The organism is Tatumella sp. JGM130 (assembly GCF_018257525.1).
GTDB lineage: Bacteria > Pseudomonadota > Gammaproteobacteria > Enterobacterales > Enterobacteriaceae > Tatumella > Tatumella punctata.
Map to the genome: position 1 here is coordinate 133,553 of NZ_JAERJS010000006.1, position 18,249 is coordinate 151,801.

Here is an 18,249-nt window from a genome sequence, read left to right on the forward strand (position 1 = left end):
GGATGACGGCTCCTTAACACCGGTATTCGCCTGTAAATTCCCCCTGTCAGGCAACCTGACGTAATGCGGAAAAATCTATCTGCAGCCCCAGTTGCAGGCCGGCAGGATAGAGACCATCGTCACGGCGGTTAAGCATATCGACAGACAGCTCGATGCCCTGACATTCAACACGGTAACGGATCACGTTTCCCAGCAGGCTGCTGCTGAGAATACGCGCAGAAAGCCCCTGTTCCGCCGGGCAGAAACGAAGAGTTTCAGGACGAATAGCTACATGCGAATGAAATGATTGTCCGGTCAGCTGCGTCGCCTGTCCGGCCGTTAATAAATTATAATTGCCGATAAAACCGGCAGCAAATAAGTCTGCAGGCTGAGTATACAGATCTTCAGCCGCCCCGTTTTGCACAATCTGACCTTTATTCATCAATACGATACGATCGGACAGGGTCAGAGCTTCTTCCTGATCGTGGGTCACAAATATTGTGGTCAGATTCAGCTCCTGCTGAATCAGGCGAATTTGATCACGCAAATGGCGACGTATCCTGGCATCCAGTGCCGAAAGTGGCTCATCCAGTAACAGTAATTTCGGCCGGGTGACCAGTGAACGAGCCAGCGCCACACGCTGGCACTGTCCGCCGGATAGCTGATGAGGATAACGGCCGGCAAATTCGTGCAGTTCAACCAGAGCCAGTACCTCGGCGACCCGGCGGCGGATATCAGCAGCCGGTAATTTCTGCATTTTCAGGCCAAAAGCCACATTTTTTTCGACCGTCATATTCGGGAACAGTGCGTAACTCTGGAACACCATACCAACGCCCCGCTGCTGAACAGGCACATTCACAATATTGTGATTGTCCAGCAGGATTTCACCGCTATCCACTTCCGTCAGTCCTGCCAGACAACGTAACAGTGTCGATTTTCCACAGCCACTCGGGCCCAATAAGGTCACAAACTCACCTTCGCGGGCGGTAAAGTCGATATCGTGAAAAACAGGGGTTGTAGCGTAGCTTTTATTCAGTCGTCTGACATTCAGGGTGGCCATAGGGTGCCTCATTGACGGTTAAGCAGATTGGCCAGCCAGGTGACAACCAGGATGACAGCAAAATAAGAGATCACTAATGCGCTGGTAAAATGACCACTGCCATTACGCATATTGTAGAGATAAACCTGCAGTGTTTCATAGCGGCTGCCGACTAACAGGTTAGCGAATACAAACTCACCTATCAGAAACGAGAACGATAACAGTACCGCCACCAGCACACCCTTACGTAAGTTAGGCAGCACCACAAAAATAGCCGCTTTACAGGTACCGGCACCTAACAAATGAGCAGCATCAATCAGCTCTTTCAGATTCACTGACTGCATATTATTGGTGATAGCACGGTAGATAAACGGTAATGCAATCGTGAAATAACAGCCGATCAGGATCCAGGGGGTACCGGTCAGCATCAGGGGTTCGGAAGAATAGAGTTGCAGTAACCCGACAGAGGAGACCACCGGGGGTACAGCAAACGGCATCAGGATCAGAACATTCATTATACTGTCCAGCCCAGGGTAGTAGTAAGCAATTACAAACATTGCAGGCAGTACCAGTAAAAGCGATATCAGCAGCGCACCAAAACAGACCAACAAAGAATGCCATAGCGCACTGATAAAACGCGGGTCCTGCCATAACGTGGTAAACCATGACAGTGTCAGCCCGTGGGGTAAGATAGTATCGCTCCATTCCCTCGATAAGGCATATACCAGTGTGGCGGCCAGCGGCAGCGCGAGGATCACCAGCAGTACACTGCTGACAGTCCGGTGATAGATATTTTCAGTCCGGGACATAGTCACTCCCTTCAGGAACGTCCGGCAGCTAAATAACTGCGACGTACCAGGTATTGTTGAACGACAGTGATAACTGTCAGCAGAACCACCAGCAGCATTGCCAATGCACTTCCCATATAAGGATCCAGGGAAATATCTCCGGACACCAGTGCCGCTATCCGCACCGGCACAACATTAAAGTTACCGCTGGTCAGGGCATAGATGGTGGCATAAGCCCCGAGGGCATTCGCCAGCAGGATCACAAACGTCCCCAGTAACGCTGGTGACAGGACAGGTAACGCAATCAGACGCCAGTAATGCCAGCGGCCTGCACCCAGCAGCGCCGCCGACTCCTGCCACTCTTTCCTGAGTCCTTCAAAGGCCGGAAACAGCAGCAGTACCCCCAGCGGGATCTGGAACCAGGTGTAAATCAGGATCATGCCATCGCGGGAGAATAACCGGAATCCGGATGCCAGCCCGTAATGGCGCATCAGTAACGTCAGACATCCGTTGAGACCAAGCAGAATAATAAAAGCGAAAGCCAGTGGCACTCCGGCAAAATTACTGGTCATATTGGTAAATGCCATCATAAAACGATGGAAACGGCCATTACCCAGTTGATGCAGGGAATACCCTGCCACCAGCGAGATAAGTAACCCATACACACTGGACCAGAAAGAGATATCGAGAGAAAAACGTATCGCCTGCAAATAAAAAGGGGATGTCAGAATGTCATGATAGTTATCAACACCCCAGCGGCTGTTCACATCACTCCAGAAACTGTTACCGGCTACCCATATCAGCGGTGCCAACTGAAAAGCGATATAAAACAATGCAAATGGCAGTAACCACAGCAGGGCTATGCGTTTTCCCTTCATTCCCCGGCCTCCGGTCCTGTCGACAACAGCGCCTGACATACCGGTTTATCATGGGCAATCTCAAGAAGCTGACAAACAGTGCCACATAACTCGGTCTGACGCGGCACAATATTATTCTGTTTAGAAAATCCGCGGCCGAACACAAACAGCGGAACCCTGATTTCTTCGGGTAATCGCCCGCCATGGGAACGATCATCATTCATACCGTGATCCGCCGTAACAATCACCTGATAATCTTCCCGCAGCCATTGGGGCATCCAATGTGACAGATAACCATCGGCAATACGTGCACGGTTGCGATACTGTGCTGAGCTGAGTCCGAATTTATGCCCTGCATCGTCGATATTCATCGGGTGAATCAGCAGAAAGTCGGGATCATAGCCGCGGCGCAGACTTTCGGCATCTTCAAACAGGTGAGAATCCGGATAACTGTCATCCGAGTAAAAATGTCCGAACTGAATAGGCAGATCTTCCTGCTGTGTATGACGGTCACGAACCGCATCGTAAGGACTGCGGTTATACAATTCACTCACCCAGTGGTAGGCTGCCGCTGCCGTGACCAGACCTGCATCCCGCGCATAATGAAAGATACTGCGCTGCTGACTGAGCCGGCTGACCCCGTTATGAATAATTCCGCTGATCACCGGCGGTACTCCGGTGAGAATACATTCATACAATGGCCGTGACAGTGAAGGTAACTCACAGGTCATCGGGTAATATTTGCCATTCCCCTGAGCACACTCGGCATGTAAATAGCCCATCCCATGCTCAGCGACGATATCACTCAGACCGTCCAGTACCACCAGGATTGTTTTCATCTTTTACCTCATTACCCGAACGACTTACTGTTGCATATTGATCATGACATCCTGCTGCCACAGAGCTGGCAGTTGTTTTGACGTTTTGTCCCAGGCGGCCTGGTCCTTAATCGGATGGGCATTTTTATATTCAGAGGCCGGTAACAATTTGGCCTGAACGTCTGCCGGTAAAGTCAGATACTGTGCGCGGATAGGACGGGCATAACCACGAGCCAGGTTGATCTGACCGGCATCAGAGAAGATGTACTCACGGGTCAGTTTGGCGGCATTCGGGTGTCTGGCATATTTGTTAATAATGGTCGTGTAACCCGAGGTTACCGAGCCGTCGGAAGGGATCACTACCTGGTAGCGGTTCTTATCAATCTGATCGCGGTAATTCAGACCATTAAAGTCCCAGACTACCGCGACCTGGATTTCCCCTTTCTCAATATTCGCAATCACCGGATCTGTCAGGCCCAGACGGCCCTGCTTCGCCAGATCACCAAAATATTTCAGTGCCGGGGTCAAATCTTTCTCGTTCCCCCCCAGTGCATAGTTGGCCGCTAATACGCCATTGGCGGCCTGAGCAGCCACACCCACATCACCGATGGTTACGACATATTTACCTTTTTTAAGATCAGCCCAGCTGTGCGGAACATCTTTGACCTGTTGTTTGTCGACCAGAAAAGCGATTGTCCCGGTGTAGGCCAGCATCCAGTCACCCTGTTTATCTTTTGCCCAGTCGGGAACCTGATCCCAGTGGCTGGTTTTATAAGGCTGTGCCAGACCTTTCGCGACAGCTATCGGGCCAAATGCAGCACCGACATCACCAATATCTGCACTGGCATTACCTTTCTCGGCAGCGAATTTTGCCAGTTCCTGTGCCGATGACATATCCGTATCACTGTGTTTAATACCGTATTGCGTCGTGATGTCATGCCAGGTGTCTTTCCAGTCAGCCCAGCTGTCAGGCATCCCGACACTATTGATTTGCCCTTCACTGCGGGCGGCTTTTTCCAGTGCCGCCAGGTCATTATCGGCTGCATGTGCGGCAGGAAGAGCAAGAAAAATGGCTGCGGATAATAGCGTTAACATACTGGCTTTCATGTCGGGCTCCTGCGATTAGGGGATAGAACACTGGTCTAGTCCAGCAAAAACCAAGCCAATGTAGCGGCATACTATGAAGATTTTATGACAGCATTGTGATATCAGGATTTTTACCCTACTCTGCGGGCTGGCTACGCTGAGCACTGCGGTTCACCGGCGTTATCACAATGAATTCAGTGAGTGCAGACATGCACCGACATGGGGCTGACAGGTGACTTCCGGGAACACGAAAACAGTCGATATGATTGCGGGCTCTCTGCTGCAACGTGTAGAAAAGGGCGAATTCGCACAAGGGCGTCTGCCATCAGAACGATGCCTGAGCGAACAATATGCCACCACCCGTATTACCCTACGGGAAGCGCTGGCATTACTGGAAACTCACGGGAAAATATACCGTGAGCTGCGTCGTGGATGGTTTATCGCACCACCACGGCTGGTGTATAACCCTTTGTTGCGCCGCCATTTCCATGAAATGGCGGCACAGCAGGGACGGCTGGCCCATACCGAGGTGATCAGCTGTGGTGAGATTTCGGCAACACCTTTACTGGCACAGCAATTATCTGTCACCGCGGGTGAGGCGCTTTTCTGTATCCGCCGCTTAAGGAGGATTGACGGGCGGGCGGTACTCTATGTCGAGCATTATCTCAATCCGCAATTCTTCCCGGGACTGTTGCAGGAAGATCTCACCCGTTCACTGACAGATTTATACCAGTCTCTGTATGGCATACGTTATGGCGGCGTACGTTTTACCGTGTTACCCGGCCCTTTACCGGCCTTTTCCGCTCCGGCACTGAATGTTGCTTCAGGCAGCCCGGGGATTTGTATCACCCGCATCAACCAGAACCAGCATCACCAGGTGATCGACTGTGACCATGAATACTGGCGCTACGATGCATTATGTGTCGATGTGGAAACCTGACCTCTTAGGTTCCCTTGTCAGGCTGACCGGAGGACGGGCTTTCCGCTGGCAGAAGACGGCGGCGATATAAACGCCGCGGATGACCTATTTTCCCGTAAACCATTTCGACCCCCAGTAATCCGGTTCTGACACAGTATTCCAGATAACGTCGTGCCGTAGTTTTGCTCAGCCCCGAGTGGACCATAACCTCATCCACACTCAGGCACTGATCTCCTTCGCTAAACAGTTGCTGTACCCGTGCCAGGGTATTTTCTTCAATACCTTTTTCGGTTTCCCGCTGCCGGAAATTCTTTGCCTGTAGCTGATACAGTAAATCGACATTTTTTTGATCAACAACCTTCCACTCCCGCTGCTGTTTACTGAAACGGATAAAGTTTTCCAGCGACTGGCTAAGCCGCTTCAGGGACACCGGCTTAAGAATATAATCAAATGCTCCAACGCGGATCGCCTGACTACAGATATTCATATCACTGGCTGCCGTAATGAAAATAACCGCGCATTTCGCCCGGCTGAACATGGCGGAGCTGATTAAACTGATCCCCTGTCCGTCAGGCAGATAGTTATCCATAAGTACCAGCTGCGGATTACGTTGTTCGATCATTTCTCTTGCCTGAGCAAGAGTGGAGGCAATACCTGTAACCCGTAAACACGGGAAGTCATTCACCAGCGCTGCGTGTAACTGCGCAAGCGTGCTTTCATCTTCAACAATCAGTACATCAATATGTTCATCAGGCATAATTATTATCTTTAGTTGCTGTATTCCTTTTACTCAGGTATCAGGCTGTGCTTCAGGAATATCCGGAATAAAAACAGAAAAAACCGTTCCCCCGCCGGGATTATCAGTAACTTCGATCACACCACCGGCCTGGGTAACGAAACTGCTCACCAGATAGAGGCCGATGCCGTGTTCTGCCCCGTCTTTTGAAGTCATTTCCCGGTCAAATAAGCGATCCACCATCATTTCAGGGATCCCGACACCCCTGTCGGCAACTTCAATAATCAATTCGTCCTTACCGGCGAGGATCAGCACCTCAATGATCCTGCGAGAAGGATCCATGTGTCCTGTGGCTTCGATCGCATTATCCAGCAGATTACCTATCACGGAGATCAATTCTGATTCCGGCAGTCCGCGAAATGGCAATAACAGATGGCTGCCGGGATCAAAAACCAGTGCAATACCTTTCTCTCGCGCCCGCGATACTTTTCCCAGCAGTAATCCGCACAACATAGGGGAAGCAAATTGTGCGGAAATAAAATCCAGCACACCCTGGGCATGTTCAGACTGTAACTGGATGTAGTCGATAGCTTCACGATAGTGACCGGACTGCAGTAAGCCGGAGATCACAGCCGTCTGATTTAGCTGTTCATGATGCATAATGCGCAGATTTTCAAGGTAGCCGTTGACCTGACTTAAACGGGTCGTCAGGCTTTCTATTTCCTGGCGGTCACGGAAGGTAATTACCCATCCTTGTAGTTTGTTTTCCAGTAAAATACGGACACGACTGGCAATAACAGTGAGCTGATTAAAAAGACAGATTTCGTCATGCGTATCATTTTCCAGCATAACGGTACGGTCGAAGAAAGTTACTGGTTTAATTAACTGATGAATATTTTTTCCGTTCAGTGAATTATGTTCTCCTTTGATACCCAGCAGTAACTGCGCAGCTTTATTTACCACAATCACTTTTAACTGATCGTCTACCGCAATCACCCCTTCATAAATCGACTCCAGCATCGCTTTTTGCTGACGTACCAGCAGGCCTATCTCCCTGGGCTCCAGACAAGACATCTGTTTTTTGATGCTGCGGGTAAAAAACCATGAATATATAAACAAACTGACTAACATCAAAAAAAGAATGATAAAAGCATTAAAAACCTTACTGAAGGTAATATTATCCAGTTCACTTTTCAGGTAGCCAACCGAAACAATCCCGGTAATATTTCCGTTATTATCATAAACCGGTGATTTACTACGCAGAGAAATACCCATCCCCCCTCTCCGCCAGGTCGTCACTGTCTTGCCCCCCAGCACCTCATCATTGTCACCACCGATCAGCGGAGTCCCGACTTTTTCTTTATTCACAGAATGATATAAGTGGTTTATTTTATTGTCCCCGATAACAATAAAACTGGCGTTGCTCAATAGTACAATTTTATCCATAAAGTCTGTGATTTCCTGCAGATTACTGTTGGCGACAGAACGACGCAGATCTGGCATTACCGAAATGAGATCTGACTGAACGCGCGTTCTCACGCTCATCTCCTGGTAGATTCTTCTGCCTGCTTCCAGATAGTAATAGACAGCGAAAAGAGAGAACAATAATAAAAAAACAATAATCAAAGAGATAAACAGCCTTATCTGAAAAGACATTTTCATATGCCGCCCGCCACAGTACGCTGACATGACAGATAATATATCACCACTCAGTTAATTCTATTTTTTAAATAAAAAAACTTGTGATCTTTTGCACAGCTTAATTCCTTAAATGTCACCTGTTACCTTGCCATACAACTGTACCCCGGTTAAAAAAACATAAAATCAAAATATTAAATACAAAAAAAGAACATCATCGGCCACAGCCGGAATATTCTCCCTAATAAAAACCATTAAATCCTTTAAGTTCATAAAAACCATTAGCGCCATAAAATCTCCTAAATAAGTAAATCCTTTATCACAACATCAGTAAGTATTTCCTTGCGAGAATAATATTAACAATAAAGGAGAACTCTGATGGCTACAAAAAATATCCCGGCAGACAGCCCGGAAAAGAAATCATTAAAAGAGCAATGGTGGCATATTCTTGACACCTGGAAGGTAGGTATTATCCCCCTGCCTTTATTTATTCTCTGCGGAGTATTGATCGCCATTGAGTCCGCAGGGGGAAGGCTTTCCAGCGATATAGTCGTAATGGTAGCTACCCTCGCTTTCTTCGGCTTTGCCTGTGGTGAATTTGGTAAACGTCTGCCTGTGGTCGGAAAAATAGGTGCTGCTGCGATTTGTGCCACCTTCATTCCCTCTGCACTCGTCTTCTATGAAGTGCTGCCGGATATCGTTGTTCAGGCAACCACTAAATTCTATAAAGATACCAACATTCTTTATCTTTATATCTGTTGCATTATTGTCGGCAGTATTATGAGTATGAACCGGACAACCCTGATTCAGGGTTTTTTGCGTATTTTTGTCCCGATGTTATGCGGCGAAATTGTCGGTATGCTGGTCGGGATGGGGGTCGGACTCGCTCTTGGCCTGGAACCATTCCAGATTTTCTTCTTTATTATTTTACCGATTATGGCAGGCGGTGTTGGCGAAGGTGCTATCCCTTTATCGATAGGTTATGCCGCATTGCTCAATATGGATCAGGGTGTGGCCTTAGGCCGTGTGTTACCTATGGTTATGCTCGGCAGTCTGACGGCCATTATTATTGCCGGCTGTCTGAATCAAATCGGCAAACGCTACCCGCACCTTACCGGTGAAGGTCAGCTGATGCCTGAATCTGAAAATACCTCTGACCTTTCCGGCCCTCCTGACGAAGGCGCGAAACTGTTTAGCGGTCCCCCTGACATGGGTGCAGTGGCTTCCGGTGTATTGCTGGCAGTCCTTCTTTATATGGTGGGCATGCTGGGACATAAATTTATTGGCTTACCGGCCCCGGTGGGCATGCTGTTCGCCGCAGTGCTGGTGAAACTGGTACATGGAGTATCACCACGCCTGCTGGCAGGCTCTCAGATGGTATATAAATTTTTCCAGACGGCCGTCACTTATCCGATTCTGTTTGCTGTCGGAGTGGCAATTACACCATGGCAGGAACTGGTGAATGCTTTCACTCTGACCAACTTACTGATTATTTTCAGTACTGTCCTTTCGCTGGTCGTTACCGGCTTCTTCGTCGGCAAAAAACTGCGTATGCACCCGGTAGATGTCGCCATCATTTCCTGTTGTCAGAGCGGACAAGGAGGTACCGGTGATGTTGCGATTCTGACTGCGGGCAACCGGATGGTGTTAATGCCTTTCGCACAGATAGCGACCCGTATCGGCGGTGCAATTAATGTTTCGGTGTCGTTGCTGATCCTCGGAAACTTTATTATTTAATCAGATATTGCAGGATTTCAGATGAAAATAGCCAGTTATCTGCATCAGGGTGTTCGCAGCTACGGAATAGTAAAAACCGACGGTATTATCGATTTAGGGAGTCGTCTCTGCCACCGCTACGCAGATCTGAAATCCTTACTCGTCGCCGGGGAACTTGCCACCGTACGCAGCTATAGCGAAGAAAAAATCGATTTTACAACACAGGAGATCGATTACTTACCGGTGATTGAAAACCCCGGCAAGATACTGTGTGCAGGGATGAATTATGCCGAAAAGCGGCAGGAGTTTGGGCAGACTGACCCGGCCCCGACGTTATTTATCCGGTTTGCTGATTCTCAGACCGGCCATAATACCCGGTTACTAAAACCTTATGATTCTGATCAATTCGACTATGAAGGTGAGCTGGCGATAATCATCGGTACCGCAGGCCGGCATATTTCTCAGGCAGATGCCCTCAGTCATATTGCCGGTTACAGCTGTTATATGGATGCCTCTGTCAGGGACTGGCAGCACGCCTGGTTCACCGCCGGAAAAAACTGGCGTAACACCGGTGGTTTTGGCCCTTACCTGACCACCAGTGATGAAATAGATAACCCCCATAACCTGATGCTCAGGACCCGGCTCAACGGGACAATTGTTCAGCAGGATAATACCTGCAATATGATCCACAGCATACCTTACCTGATTGAATATATTAGTACTTTTACAAGAATCAGCGCCGGGGACGTGATTATTACCGGCTCACCTGGCGGGACAGGGAAAATGCGTCGCCCTCCGTTATTTATGCAGCCCGGTGACCGGATAGAAGTCGACATTGAGCAGGTCGGCCATCTGATCAATACAGTCGCAGAAGAGCCCGTCGTTTCCGAAGTATTTACCGGCCAAAGGAGCATATGACGACAATGGATATTCTCCCTGTATTCAGTCTGCGTATCACGGACAGTATCCGGCAGCCACAACGTCTGGAAAAGATTCGTCAGTTTCTCAGCAAACATGATCTGGCACCGGACAACGATATTCGTTTCTTTGCTGAAGCCAGTATTGGTCACCGGCTGGCGGGCTGTGCCGGTCTGGCGGGAAATATCGTCAAATGTGTAGTGACCGATACTCCCTGGCGGGGAGCCAATCTGACAGGGTTACTGCTGGCTGAGCTCGAACGCATTGCGGTTGATAAAGGTATCGCACCGCTTTTTCTCTGCACCCGCCGGGAAAACTGCGATAAGTTCTGCCGCTGTGGTTTCTGGCCTGTTGCCGAGGATTCAGCTGGCACAGTACTGATGGAAAACAACCCGGTCGGGCTGCAACGCTATTGCCAGCAGTTGCAGAAATTACGCCAGCCCGGGGAAAAAATTGCCGCCATTATCATGAATGCCGACCCTTTTACTCTGGGGCATCAGTTTCTGGCAGAGCAGGCTTGCGGGCAATGTGACTGGCTGCATCTGTTCTTAGTCGGAGAAGAAGCGGCATACTTTTCTTATGCCGACAGGCTGACGATGCTGACCCATGGGGTGGCTCATTTACCCCGGGTAACAGTGCATGGTGGTTCACCCTACATTATTTCCCGTGCCACGTTCCCCGCTTATTTCCTGAAAGACAAGGTGGCAGTCGATCAGACATGGAGTGAAACAGATCTGATTTTGTTTCGGGACCATATTGCTCCGGCGCTGGGGATCACCCACCGTTTTGTCGGTTCTGAACCTTTCTGCCTGACCACCCGCCGGTATAACCAGGCCATGCATCATCTGCTTGGCGGTCATATGGTAGTCGCCGAAATAGCACGTATCAACAGCTCCGCGGGGATCCCGTTTTCGGCCTCAGAAGTGCGACGGTTGCTGGCTGAGCAACAGTATGACCTGCTGCGTGACAAGGTGCCCGCCACGACATTTTCACACCTGAAAACACTGATCAGCCCACATCCGGTGTGAAGTTAAATGAATAAGGAGATAACAGATGAAAATCATCAGAGAGGCATTATCCGGTACCCTCGAATCCGGCGATGTCAGAGTAAAAATACTGCCCGCTGACGGTACTATCGACATCGTCATCCAGAGTGATGTCATCAAACAGTTCGGACAACAGATCAATCAGGTAAGCGTACAAACACTGGCTGATATGGGTGTTCACAGCGGGCTGCTGATTATTGAAGATAAAGGAGCTCTCGATTGCGTGCTGCGCGCACGGATACAGTGTGCGGTGTTACGGGCGGCGGACGAAGCAAAACCTGAGTGGGAGACTATGCCATGAAAAAACTTCGCCGCAGTATGCTGTTTGTCCCGGGAACCAGTGCCGCCATGCTCTCCAGCGCATTTATCTATCGCCCCGACGCCATCATGTTTGATCTCGAAGATGCCGTTTCGGTGAATGAAAAAGATGCCGGGCGTTTGCTGGTCTGCCAGGCATTACAGCACCCGATGTATCGGGATATAGAGAAAATTGTCCGTATTAATCCACTGCATACGCCTTTCGGATTACAGGACCTGAAAGCGGTAGTACACGCAGGCGCAGAGGTTATCCGCCTGCCAAAAACCGATTCCCCACAAGACATCCATGCCCTGGAAACCCAACTGGAAATCATCGAGCAAACCTGTGGTCGCCCCTCCGGAACCACCCGCCTGCTGGCTGCTATCGAATCGGCTACCGGGGTTATCAATGCGGTCGCAATTGCCCGCAGCTCACCCAGGCTCATCGGTATCGCCCTGGCTGCATTTGACTACGTTATGGATATGCAAACCGAGCGTGGTGACGGTACTGAGCTGTTTTATGCCCGCTGTGCGGTTCTGCATGCCGCCAGGGCCGCAGGTATTGATGCTTTTGATGCCGTCTGGTCAGACACCAGTGATGAGCAGGGTTTTCTGAAAGAAACCGACCTGATACGCAGAATGGGCTTCAATGGGAAATCCCTGATTAATCCGCGTCAGATAGCCTTACTGCATCAGGCATTTGCGCCAACACAGCAGGAAGTGGACTATGCACAACAAGTGATTGAAGCCGCCAGTGAGGGAGAAAAGCAAGGGCTGGGAGTCGTTGCTCTTAACGGGAAGATGATTGATGCACCGATCATCAGTCATGCACAGAAAGTGCTGGAACGTGCTGCCGCATCTGCTGTACATCACTGAGGATAATATTATGAAAGATAAAGATTTACTGCCTGGCTGCGGGCAACTTAATGCTTTTAGCGGGGCGAATGTCTCAACGCCCTGGCTGGCTGATCCTGAACAGAAGCATACCCGGAAACTCTGTAATAATTTGGAAGAAGCGATACAACGCTGTGAGCTACAAGATGGAATGACCATCTCATTTCATCACGCCTTCCGCGAAGGCGACAAAATGATTAATTATGTGGTTGAAAAGCTGTCCGCTCTCGGTTTTAAAAATCTGACGCTGGCATCCAGTTCGCTGATGAGTTGCAATGCCCCGCTGATTGAACCAATCCGTGCAGGCGTCATTACGGCCATTTATACTTCAGGGATGCGTGGCCAGCTGGCAGAGGCTATCTCTAACGGGCTGATGGCATCACCGGTACATATCCACTCCCATGGCGGCCGGGTGAAACTGCTGCAGGACGGTGAAATCAGTATTGATGTTGCTTTTCTCGCTGTGACCGGCTGTGATGAGTTCGGCAATGCCAGCGGTACCGGTAAAGGTTCAGCCTGCGGCTCTTTAGGCTATGCCATGACCGATGCCCGCTATGCACGTAAAGTTGTACTGCTGACAGAAACATTGCTGCCTTATCCTGCCTTACCGGCCAGTATCCTCCAGGATCAGGTGGATTATATTGTACAGACCGACTGTGTCGGAGATCCCGCCAGGATCAGTGTCGGTGCGGCCCGTATAACCAATAACCCCCGTGAGCTGTTGATTGCCCGCCATGCCGCCGGAGTCATTGAACATTCCGGTTATTTTACCCCCGGCTTTTCTTTGCAAACCGGTTCAGGCGCTGCCGCAACGGCCTGTACCCGGTTTCTGGGCGAAAAAATGGCACGGGATGGTATCCATGCCCGCTTCGCTCTTGGCGGGATCACTGCCAGCCTGGTTGAGCTTCATGAACAGGGATTAATCGAAAAACTGCTGGATACCCAGTGTTTTGACAGCCAGGCCGCAGAGTCTCTTGGCCGTAACCCTCTGCATCTGGAAATATCCACCAATGTCTATGCCAATCCCGCCAGTAAAGGAGCCAGCTGTGATCAGTTGGATGTCGTGATACTGAGTGCGCTGGAAATCGACCTCGATTTTAATGTCAATGTGATCACCGGATCCGATGGCGTAATGCGGGGCGCATCTGGTGGTCACTGTGATGTCGCGGCGGCGGCTAATCTGACCATAGTGGTGGCACCTTTAATCCGTGCCAGGATCCCCACCGTGGTAAAACGTGTAACAACACTGGTCACTCCCGGAGAAAGTATTGATGTTCTGGTCACCGATCACGGGATTGCGGTGAATCCTGCCCGCCCGGAATTAAAAGAACGCCTGATACAGGCAGGAATGAATATCGTATCTGTTGACGATCTCTGGCAACGGGCCTTGCTGATCAGCGGGCAACCGCAACCAATAAAATTCACCGATAAGATTGTCGGTATCATCCGTTACCGTGATGGCAGTGTGATTGATGTTGTCCGACAGATAGCGAAGGAAGAATAATGGACAATCCGGAAACTTTCACCCGCGCCTTCAGCCTGAACTCTCTGCTGCAGGCCAGAGAGAAAAGAGCGGCGCGACAGGATAAGTGGTTAACCCGCTATCATCAGCCGGTGATTTCCCTGACCCTGGTGACGCCAGGACCGGTTAAAACCAGTGCCCGCTATGAGAATATTATGGGGGTAGCCCTGCGGGTCTGTGACCAGTGGATAAGCCAGAACCACTGGCCATTAACTGCCAGGCAGGTGAACTGGCTGGCAACCGGGCCTGAGGCCTTATGGTGTGTTGATCATCCCGCAGCAGAGCTCAAAAAACAGTTGGCAGAGATTGAGCAGACACACCCGCTGGGCAGACTCTGGGACTTTGATGTCATTTGCCCGCTATCAGGTGTGACAGACAGAAAGTCCCTGAATCATCCTGCTCGTCGTTGTCTGGTTTGTGACCTGCCGGCAATCCGTTGTGCGCGTTCACGCCGTCATCCGCCACAAGTTGTATTGGATTGTGTGGAGAGAATCATTAATGACTGGTTTACCCGTGGATAATGGATCTTTCACGCTGCTTCCGCAAAAAGTGATTGCAGCATTACAGGATGAACTGGATCTGACACCGAAACCGGGACTGGTTGACCGCAATAACAGCGGATCACACCATGATATGGATTATGACTTATTCCGTCAGAGTATCAGTGCTATCAGTCCATGGTTCAGGGTATTTGAGCAACTCGGATACAGTAATGCCTCTCTGCCCGCAGAGAGGCAACTACTGCTACTGCGTCCCGCAGGCCAGGCATGTGAACAGGCCATGTTTTCTGCTACCGGACAAGTGAATACGCATCAGGGAGGTATCTTCTCTCTCGGGTTGCTCTGTTGTGCCGCCGGGCGGCTGGCAGGACGGCAGGAGGCAGTCAGCGCACTGGCCCTATGCAGGGAAACCAGTGCCATCTGCCGGGGGATTGTCGACCGGGAGCTGGCTGCGGGCCGAAATGCCAGCCCGTCAGCTATCCGGCTGTTCCGGCAGTATAAGCTGACCGGGGCCAGAGGAGAGGCAGAAAGCGGATTCCTGACAGTTCGCCGCTATGTATTGCCATTCTGGCACCAGGAAACGGGTAAACGTCAGCATCACCATGCTTTACTCCGGCTAATGTCGGTAAATGCAGATACCAATCTGGTTTCGCGTGGCGGCATGGCCGGACTCGGGTTTGTACGTAATTATGCCCGAAAAATACTCAGCGGAGCATGGGGGGCCGATGAACTGAATAACATGGATCAGCAACTGATATCCCGTCATCTGAGCCCGGGCGGAAGTGCTGATTTACTGGCTGTTGCAATAGTACTGGCAGGCCTGATGTAATATTTCACTCGAGTAGCAGAAGAGAAAACCAGAACACAATTCCTCACGGAGATAATCACCACTACCTCCGTGAATAATCCCCGGGAAGATATCAGTCCAGAGTCGGTGTCATATGCTTCAGGTCGTATGGCGTTATCTGGTAGACATAATAATTCAGCCAGTTAGAAAAGAGTAAGTGTCCGTGACTACGCCAGCTCGCCTGAGGAGTCAGGTGAGGGTTATTACCCGGAAAATAATTATAGGGCAGTGGTGAATCGATCCCCGCACCAATATCCCGCTGATACTCGCCTGCCAGAGTATCCGCATTATACTCGGGATGACCAGTGACAAATACCAGCCGTTTATCCCGGCTCGCCATCAGGTAAACTCCGGTTTGTTCTGACACCGCAAACACATCAAGATCGGTATGATCACGGATAATATCAGCCGGAAAATCCGCATAGCGGGAATGGGGGGCCAGAAACTGGTCGTCGAATCCACGGGTCAGTAATCCATGTGGCTGTACAACATTGTGCTGATAAACACCCGACAGTTTTTGCTGACGGGTCATTTTCGGCAAGCCATACAAAATATTTAATGCCGCCTGTACAGCCCAGCAGACAAACATTGTCGATGTGACATGATCTTTCGCCCAGTGTAATACCTGCTGTATTTGTGGCCAGTAAGCAACATCATCAAAATCGACCAGGCCCAGAGGTGCGCCGGTAACAATCAGACCATCGTAGTTTTCATGCTGAATATCAGAAAAGTTACAGTAAAAGGTATCCAGATGCTCAGCCGGTGTATTTCTCGACTCGCGGTTATCTATACGCAGTAACTGAATATCCAGTTGTAAAGGCGAGTTCGACAGTAATCGCAGAAACTGATTCTCAGTTTCGATCTTTTTTGGCATCAGATTAAGGATCAAAATCTTCAGTGGCCGAATATTCTGGATCAACGCACGGGAAGACGCCATAACAAAGACATTTTCGTTGCGTAAAAAATTAACCGCGGGAAGATCATCCGGTACTCTGATTGGCATTACCTGATACCTCTTAAAAACACATATACGTTTAGACATCCAGACAGCCAAGACTAGCGTGCAGCCTGTAAAAAGTCGAGACTGATCGGCTGATTATGAAAATCTTTCAGATTAACTCTGCAAATAATTCAATAAATACCCAGAGCAGCACGTAATACCCACAGGCAGATCAACGAGGTGTCCGATTATACGTAGCCTGCCCGGAATAACAGCCCTGGCAGCCGGAGGAATAGCAACAGACATGACCATACACCGGGCGGAATTAATACATCGCCATATACTGCTAAAATAAAGAGTTTTTACTGATAATATCCGCTGTAATTCTCTCGATTAGCAGAAAATAGTTATCTTTTAAAAATTTTGACAGCAAAAGATTATAATTTAATATGATATTTCCGGAAGAAGCATAATTATAACGGGGCAATAAATTATTATGGAATATGTTATAAGATCGGCTACTGCCAGTGATATTAATACAATTATCACATTCACTGTACGTGAGGCACAGGAATCACAAGGCTCTGAAGTTGACCTGATTGCGGTTGAACGCGGAGTATCCTCAGCATTTACCCGGCATCCTCGTTCACAATACTGGATAATGGAAAATGCAGACGGTAGCGCTGTTGCTCATACTTCGATTATCAAAGAATGGAGCGATTTTTGCGGTAAAGATTACTGGTGGATACAAAGCTTCTATATTGCCCCTGAACACCGCGGACGAGGTCTGGCCGATCAATTGATTAACCATCTTAGCGCCGCTGCAAAATCAGCAGATGCTCTGGAACTGCGCTTATATGTACACGGAGATAATCAACGTGCTATCCGCGCATACCAGCGCTGCGGTTTTTCCGCGTCTCCTTATTTAATGATGAAAACCAGTCTGTAACAAGCCAGAAATACCCTGCCGGTGAAGTGTCTGCAGGGTGTTTCTGGAAAAATACCACCGCCGGAGGGTATTTTTCTTCTATAGCCATAAAACGCAAAAAGGCCATCCTTACGGATGGCCTTGTGCTTTATTTGATGCCTGGCAGTTCCCTACTCTCGCATGGGGAGACCCCACACTACCATCGGCGCTACGGTGTTTCACTTCTGAGTTCGGCATGGGGTCAGGTGGGACCACCGCGCTATTGCCGCCAGGCAAATTCTTTTATACCGAAATCATGTTTTTTATCTGGTGCTGATACCCAGAGTCGAACTGGGGACCTCACCCTTACCAAGGGTGCGCTCTACCAACTGAGCCATATCAGCACGCAAAATTGGATGCCTGGCAGTTCCCTACTCTCGCATGGGGAGACCCCACACTACCATCGGCGCTACGGCGTTTCACTTCTGAGTTCGGCATGGGGTCAGGTGGGACCACCGCGCTCTAGCCGCCAGGCAAATTCTTTGTGCGGAAACGAATCTTTTACCTTCATACTGTGTTGGCTTCACTCGCGCTGTTCAGTCACATACCAATGTATGCTCCTTCTCATCACTTGCTTGCCGCCTTGTCTGAAGGAAAAATCTTTCGTTCCCACTAATTTTTTACAATAACAATTCAGGAACTCGCTGAAAATTCTTTGCGTCTCTGCAAAACGCCTCTGGCGTTGTAAGGTTAAGCCTCACGGGTCATTAGTACCGGTTAGCTCAATGCATCGCTGCACTTA

18 protein-coding genes, 1 tRNA gene and 2 rRNA genes are annotated in these 18,249 nt (G+C 49.6%); 10 read left to right on the plus strand and 11 right to left on the minus strand.

Annotated elements, in window-relative coordinates:
- Positions 1–46: 46 nt before the first annotated feature.
- Genes JK211_RS04845 through JK211_RS04865 form a run of 5 tightly spaced genes read right to left on the minus strand, consistent with a single transcriptional unit; the run spans position 47 to position 4,588 of the window.
- On the minus strand, positions 47–1,039 hold the full coding sequence (locus JK211_RS04845; RefSeq protein ID WP_212707544.1) for an ABC transporter ATP-binding protein: 993 nt from the start codon (positions 1,037–1,039) through the stop codon (positions 47–49).
- An 8-nt stretch (positions 1,040–1,047) separates the two neighbouring features.
- Positions 1,048–1,827, minus strand: a complete 780-nt coding sequence (locus tag JK211_RS04850; protein ID WP_212707545.1) for an ABC transporter permease — start codon at positions 1,825–1,827, stop codon at positions 1,048–1,050.
- Between the two features lie 11 nt (positions 1,828–1,838).
- Positions 1,839–2,684 (minus strand): ABC transporter permease subunit, encoded by an 846-nt coding sequence (locus JK211_RS04855; protein ID WP_212707546.1) that lies wholly within the window; start codon positions 2,682–2,684, stop codon positions 1,839–1,841.
- On the minus strand, positions 2,681–3,502 hold the full coding sequence (locus JK211_RS04860; RefSeq protein WP_212707547.1) for an alkaline phosphatase family protein: 822 nt from the start codon (positions 3,500–3,502) through the stop codon (positions 2,681–2,683). Before JK211_RS04860 ends, JK211_RS04855 begins: the two co-directional genes overlap by 4 nt.
- Before the next feature lie 24 nt (positions 3,503–3,526).
- Positions 3,527–4,588: an ABC transporter substrate-binding protein gene (locus tag JK211_RS04865; RefSeq protein ID WP_212707548.1), complete on the minus strand. Its 1,062-nt coding sequence runs from the start codon at positions 4,586–4,588 to the stop codon at positions 3,527–3,529.
- 241 nt (positions 4,589–4,829) lie between these two features.
- Between JK211_RS04865 and JK211_RS04870 the strand changes: the two genes are divergently transcribed.
- Positions 4,830–5,507, plus strand: a complete 678-nt coding sequence (locus JK211_RS04870; protein WP_212707569.1) for a UTRA domain-containing protein — start codon at positions 4,830–4,832, stop codon at positions 5,505–5,507.
- Between the two features lie 4 nt (positions 5,508–5,511).
- Here the strand turns inward: JK211_RS04870 and JK211_RS04875 are convergent, their stop codons facing one another.
- Both JK211_RS04875 and JK211_RS04880 read right to left on the minus strand, forming a co-directional pair.
- Positions 5,512–6,243 (minus strand): response regulator, encoded by a 732-nt coding sequence (locus JK211_RS04875; protein WP_212707549.1) that lies wholly within the window; start codon positions 6,241–6,243, stop codon positions 5,512–5,514.
- 33 nt (positions 6,244–6,276) lie between these two features.
- Entirely contained in the window at positions 6,277–7,884 is a 1,608-nt protein-coding gene (locus JK211_RS04880) for a sensor histidine kinase (protein ID WP_212707550.1), read from the minus strand.
- A gap of 354 nt (positions 7,885–8,238) precedes the next feature.
- On the opposite strand from JK211_RS04880, the gene JK211_RS04885 reads away from it, so the two are divergent.
- Genes JK211_RS04885 through citG form a run of 8 tightly spaced genes read left to right on the plus strand, consistent with a single transcriptional unit; the run spans position 8,239 to position 15,582 of the window.
- Entirely contained in the window at positions 8,239–9,597 is a 1,359-nt protein-coding gene (locus JK211_RS04885; protein ID WP_212707551.1) for a 2-hydroxycarboxylate transporter family protein, read from the plus strand.
- A gap of 21 nt (positions 9,598–9,618) precedes the next feature.
- Positions 9,619–10,494, plus strand: coding sequence for a fumarylacetoacetate hydrolase family protein (locus JK211_RS04890; protein ID WP_212707552.1), 876 nt, complete (start codon positions 9,619–9,621; stop codon positions 10,492–10,494).
- 5 nt (positions 10,495–10,499) lie between these two features.
- On the plus strand, positions 10,500–11,522 hold the full coding sequence (gene citC / locus JK211_RS04895) for a [citrate (pro-3S)-lyase] ligase (RefSeq protein ID WP_212707553.1): 1,023 nt from the start codon (positions 10,500–10,502) through the stop codon (positions 11,520–11,522).
- 25 nt (positions 11,523–11,547) lie between these two features.
- Positions 11,548–11,841: a citrate lyase acyl carrier protein gene (gene citD / locus JK211_RS04900; protein ID WP_212707554.1), complete on the plus strand. Its 294-nt coding sequence runs from the start codon at positions 11,548–11,550 to the stop codon at positions 11,839–11,841.
- The gene (citE, locus tag JK211_RS04905; protein WP_212707555.1) at positions 11,838–12,713 is read left to right on the plus strand and encodes a citrate (pro-3S)-lyase subunit beta; all 876 of its coding nucleotides are present in this window, start codon (positions 11,838–11,840) and stop codon (positions 12,711–12,713) included. Before citD ends, citE begins: the two co-directional genes overlap by 4 nt.
- Before the next feature lie 10 nt (positions 12,714–12,723).
- Positions 12,724–14,235 (plus strand): citrate lyase subunit alpha, encoded by a 1,512-nt coding sequence (gene citF, locus JK211_RS04910; RefSeq protein WP_212707556.1) that lies wholly within the window; start codon positions 12,724–12,726, stop codon positions 14,233–14,235.
- The gene (gene citX / locus JK211_RS04915; RefSeq protein ID WP_212707557.1) at positions 14,235–14,774 is read left to right on the plus strand and encodes a citrate lyase holo-[acyl-carrier protein] synthase; all 540 of its coding nucleotides are present in this window, start codon (positions 14,235–14,237) and stop codon (positions 14,772–14,774) included. Before citF ends, citX begins: the two co-directional genes overlap by 1 nt.
- Positions 14,752–15,582 (plus strand): triphosphoribosyl-dephospho-CoA synthase CitG, encoded by an 831-nt coding sequence (gene citG / locus JK211_RS04920; RefSeq protein WP_212707558.1) that lies wholly within the window; start codon positions 14,752–14,754, stop codon positions 15,580–15,582. Before citX ends, citG begins: the two co-directional genes overlap by 23 nt.
- Before the next feature lie 91 nt (positions 15,583–15,673).
- Here citG and metA read toward each other — a convergent pair whose 3' ends face one another.
- Complete coding sequence (gene metA / locus JK211_RS04925) at positions 15,674–16,603, minus strand: homoserine O-succinyltransferase (protein WP_212707559.1); 930 nt, start codon at positions 16,601–16,603, stop codon at positions 15,674–15,676.
- A gap of 433 nt (positions 16,604–17,036) precedes the next feature.
- Between metA and JK211_RS04930 the strand changes: the two genes are divergently transcribed.
- Entirely contained in the window at positions 17,037–17,489 is a 453-nt protein-coding gene (locus JK211_RS04930) for a GNAT family N-acetyltransferase (protein ID WP_212707560.1), read from the plus strand.
- Positions 17,490–17,625: 136 nt separating this feature from the next.
- On the opposite strand, the gene rrf (JK211_RS04935) is transcribed toward JK211_RS04930, so the two are convergent.
- From rrf (JK211_RS04935) to rrf (JK211_RS04945), 3 genes are all read right to left on the minus strand, one after another.
- A 5S ribosomal RNA gene (rrf, locus tag JK211_RS04935) occupies positions 17,626–17,741 on the minus strand.
- Positions 17,742–17,775: 34 nt separating this feature from the next.
- Positions 17,776–17,851: transfer RNA gene (locus JK211_RS04940), tRNA-Thr, on the minus strand.
- Positions 17,852–17,865: 14 nt separating this feature from the next.
- Positions 17,866–17,981 (minus strand): 5S ribosomal RNA (gene rrf / locus JK211_RS04945).
- Between the last annotated feature and the right edge of the window lie 268 nt (positions 17,982–18,249).